The organism is Sagittula sp. SSi028 (assembly GCF_048553715.1).
GTDB lineage: Bacteria > Pseudomonadota > Alphaproteobacteria > Rhodobacterales > Rhodobacteraceae > Sagittula.
In genome coordinates this window covers 1-209 of sequence record NZ_JBLZNC010000080.1, presented here as the reverse complement: position 1 = coordinate 209, position 209 = coordinate 1, and the positions used below count along the sequence as shown (strand labels likewise).

The window sequence follows — 209 nt, the reverse complement described above, 5'->3', positions numbered from 1 at the left end:
ACAGCCGGCAGACCACCGATCGCCTTCACATACGCCATCACCGACACAACAGGTGACCAATCTGCGCCAGCAACCGTCAGCGTCACTGTCGCTGCAATCCCCGATGCGACGCCAGACAGCTATGTGACAGCTGAGGACACGGCGGTGTCTTTGGATCTTGAGGCGAATGACGACACGGGTTCGGGGCTTTCGGCGCTTGTGATCGGCTC

General features: G+C 60.3%; 1 protein-coding gene. It reads left to right on the top strand.

Going from position 1 to position 209, the window contains the following annotated elements:
- Positions 1 to 209 (top strand): hypothetical protein (locus ACN5AZ_RS18825; RefSeq protein ID WP_419430412.1); only part of this gene is annotated, 209 nt, incomplete at both ends.